Origin of the sequence: Acidiphilium sp. JA12-A1, from assembly GCF_000724705.2 — a bacterium.
Lineage (GTDB): Bacteria > Pseudomonadota > Alphaproteobacteria > Acetobacterales > Acetobacteraceae > Acidiphilium > Acidiphilium multivorum.
This window is the reverse complement of the sequence record NZ_JFHO01000121.1, coordinates 1-3,051: the sequence shown is the minus strand read 5'-3', so window position 1 is coordinate 3,051 and position 3,051 is coordinate 1. Positions and strand designations below refer to the sequence as shown.

The 3,051-nt window shown below is 70.6% G+C and carries 4 protein-coding genes; all 4 read left to right on the top strand.

Annotated features, from left to right (window positions below; genetic code table 11):
* Window positions 1-343, top strand: a 343-nt coding sequence (locus tag RT91_RS17790; protein ID WP_035188902.1) for a nucleotide-binding domain containing protein, incomplete at its 5' end; no start/stop codon positions are given.
* Window positions 340-1,179: a phosphogluconate dehydrogenase C-terminal domain-containing protein gene (locus tag RT91_RS17785; RefSeq protein WP_035188901.1), complete on the top strand. Its 840-nt coding sequence runs from the start codon at window positions 340-342 to the stop codon at window positions 1,177-1,179. The genes RT91_RS17790 and RT91_RS17785, both read left to right, overlap by 4 nt.
* A gap of 58 nt (window positions 1,180-1,237) precedes the next feature.
* Window positions 1,238-2,281 (top strand): ABC transporter substrate-binding protein, encoded by a 1,044-nt coding sequence (locus RT91_RS17780; RefSeq protein WP_007423590.1) that lies wholly within the window; start codon window positions 1,238-1,240, stop codon window positions 2,279-2,281.
* A gap of 15 nt (window positions 2,282-2,296) precedes the next feature.
* A partial coding sequence (locus tag RT91_RS17775) for an ATP-binding cassette domain-containing protein (RefSeq protein WP_035188899.1) occupies window positions 2,297-3,051 on the top strand: 755 nt, incomplete at its 3' end.

The following is a 3,051-nucleotide window of genomic DNA, read 5'->3' as shown; positions in this document are numbered from 1 at the left end:
CGCCGCGGCGGGCAAACCCGCCGAGACAATCCATGCCCGGATCGGCGCCGGCCTCGGCCGGCTGCTCGGCCGCCTCGCCGCGCAATCGGGCATCACCCGCGGCGTGATCGCGGGCGGCGATACGTCGGGCCACGCGGCGCAGGCGCTGGGCATCGGCGCGCTGACCGCCCTCGCCCCGCTCGCGCCCGGCGCGCCGCTCTGCCGCCTGCACGGCAGCGCGCGGGCCGGCGGCCTCGCGGAAATCGTGCTCAAGGGCGGCCAGATGGGCGGCCCCGACTTCTTTCAAACGGTCCTGCGCGGCGGTCATGCCGCGACGGGCGAGATCAGGAGACAAGACGCATGACGAGAATCGCCCTGCTCGGCGCCGGCGGTAAGATGGGGGTCCGGCTCGCCGCCAACCTGAAAGGCTCCGCCTACGACGTCGATCACGTCGAGATCTCCGCGGACGGGCGCGCCCGGCTGCGCGAGGCCGTCGGCGTCGATTGCGTGACGCGCGACGAGGCGCTGGCCCGCGCCGGCGTGGTGCTGATGGCGGTGCCCGACCGGCTGATCGGCCGGATCGCGCACGAGATCGTCGCAACCCTCCGCCCCGGCACGATCGTCATCATGCTCGACGCCGCCGCCCCCCATGCCGGCGAACTGCCGGAGCGCGCCGACATCAGCTATTTCGTCACCCATCCCTGCCACCCGCCGATCTTCAACGACGAGACCGATCCCGCGGCGAAGCGCGACTTCTTCGGCGGCGTCCACGCCAGGCAGCACATCGTCTGCGCGCTGATGCAGGGGCCGGAAGAGCATTACGCGCTCGGCGAGGCCATCGCGCGGACGATCTACAAGCCGGTGATGCGCTCGCATCGCTGCACCGTCGAGCATATCGCGATCCTCGAGCCGGCGCTGTCGGAAACCGTCGGCGCCACGCTCAGCCTCGCGCTGCGCGAGGCGACCGACGAGGCCGTGCGCCGCGGCGTGCCGCGCCAGGCCGCCGAGGACTTCATCCTCGGCCATCTGACCATCGAACTCGCCATCGCCTTCGGCATCTTCCCCGAAGGGAAGTTTTCCGACGGCGCGCTGAAGGCGATCGACGAGGCGCGGCCGGTGATCTTCCGCGACAACTGGCTCGAAACCGTCTTCTCGCCCGAGGAGGTCAAGCGGTCGGTCCGCGCCATCTGCCACCCATAGCACCGCAAGCGTGCAGCGCCGGCGGCGGAACCGCCGGCCCTTAGGAAGGAGGACGTCCATGAAAACAATGCAGAAACCTGCGGGACTGAAATACGCGCTGCTCGGCCTCGCCGCCGCGGCAACCCTCGCCGCCGCGCCGGCGGCGCAGGCGAAGGGGCCGGTCATCGCGCTGTCCAACGCCTATTACGGCAATACCTGGCGCCACCAGATGGTCGAGGCCTTCCGCGCCGCCGCGACCGAGGCGCGGAAGAAGGGCGAGATCTCGAAGTTCATCATCGTCAACGGCAACGGCACGGTGAACGAGCAGATGTCGCAGGTGAGCGACCTGATCCTGCGCCATGTCAACGTCATCGCGATCGACGCCGCATCCGACACCGCGCTGAACGGCATCATCGCCAAGGCCTGCGCCGCCGGGATCAAGGTCGTCGCTTTCGACTCCATCGTCAGCGCGCCCTGCGCCTACAAGCTCGATTTCGACTTCAAGCGCTACCAGGCCGCGCAGGCGCGCTGGATCGTCCGCAAGCTGCACGGCAAGGGCAATGTCATCGTCGTCCGCGGCGTGAAGGGCTCGGCGCCGGACCATGACATGTACACGGCGCAGATGGGCGTGCTGAAGCAGCATCCGGGCATCAAGGTCGTCGCGACGGTCTATGGCCAGGCGACCGGCCCGGTCGCGCAGGCGGCGGTGAGCAACGTGCTGCCGAGCCTGCCGCATGTCGACGCCGTGCTCGACCAGGGCGGCGGCGACGATTACGGCATCGCCCAGGCGTTCGAGCAGTATGGCGGCAGCTACGCCACCCACCCGCCGATCATCGCCGGCGGCGGCAGCGCCAATTTCATCCACTGGTGGGCCGAGCAGGCGAAGAAGACCGGCTACCAGACGATCTCGATGAACACGACGCCGGGCATCGGCGGCGCCGCGTTCTGGCTCTCGCTCGACATCGCCGGCGGTGCGAAGGCGCCGAAATTCATGACCATGCCGGTCGCGACGGTGACGCAGAAGAACCTCGCGCAGTATGCCGACCTGAAACCCGGCACGATCGTCAGCCCGAGCTATTCGCGGGACTGGGTGAAGACGCATCTGCTCAGCCAGAAGCCCTAGGCCGGGGCGCGCCGCATGACCGTGGGCGTCGCCGCGTCCCCGCCCGGGCGGGATGTGCCCGGAGCCGCCGGCGAGGCGCTTGCCCTCGCCGGCATCACCAAGCGCTACGGGCCGACCCTCGCGAACGAGGACGTCTCGTTCCGCATCGCCGCCGGCGAGGTCGTCGGGCTGATCGGCGCCAACGGCGCGGGCAAGAGCACGCTGATGCGAATTCTCGCCGGCGTCACCGAGCCCGATGCGGGCGAGCTCGCGATCGCCGGGCGGCGGATCGAGCTCGCGCGCTACACGCCGCACGGCGCGCGGGCGGCGGGCATCCGCATCGTGCACCAGGAACTCTCGCTCTGCGGCAGCCTGACCGTGGCCGAGAACTTCTTCGTCGAGCAGCCGGGAAGCGGCGGGTCCGGCCCGGCCTGGCGGCGCGCCTGCGAGCGCCTCGCGCGCACGCATATCGACGCCATCTTCCCGGCGAGCGGCATCGATCCGCGGGCGCGGGCCGGCACGCTGCCGATCGCCCAGCGCCAGATGGTCGAGATCGCGCGGGCGGCGGCGAGCCCCGACCTCGGCGTGCTGATCCTCGACGAGCCGACCTCTTCCCTCGACTCCCGCCGCAGCGACGACCTGCAGCGCTTCATCGGCCGGCTTGCGGCGCGCGGGGTCGCGGTGATCTTCATCAGCCACAAGCTGCACGAGATCGCGGCGGTGACGCGGCGGGTTCTCGTCATGCGCAACGGGCGGCTGGTGCGCGATGAAGCAACCGGCGCGATCGGCGT